Origin of the sequence: Weissella sp. DD23, assembly GCF_001579105.1 — a bacterium.
GTDB classification, from domain to species: domain Bacteria; phylum Bacillota; class Bacilli; order Lactobacillales; family Lactobacillaceae; genus Weissella; species Weissella cibaria.
Genome location: NZ_KQ970541.1, coordinates 1 through 209, shown reverse-complemented (window position 1 = coordinate 209; position 209 = coordinate 1). Strand labels below are relative to the sequence as shown.

The 209-nt window shown below is 48.8% G+C and carries 1 protein-coding gene; it reads right to left on the bottom strand.

The window, feature by feature from the left end; genetic code table 11:
• Positions 1-209: IMP dehydrogenase (locus WEIDD23_RS12635; RefSeq protein ID WP_197458927.1), on the bottom strand; the 209-nt coding region annotated here is incomplete at both ends.

Sequence of the window (209 nt, the reverse complement as noted above, 5' to 3'; positions counted from 1 at the left end):
ACCGAGCTGGATCAACAACTGCTTGCTTAACTTCTTGTACCTCAGCTACTTGGTCCGCAATGACCATATTCTTGTGTACCACACCCATACCACCAAGCAAGGCAATTTGGGTTGCCAAACGCGCTTCCGTCACCGTATCCATCGCTGCAGACAAGACTGGCATATGCAACTGTAATGACGGCGTTAAATTGGTTGCCAACGAGACATCA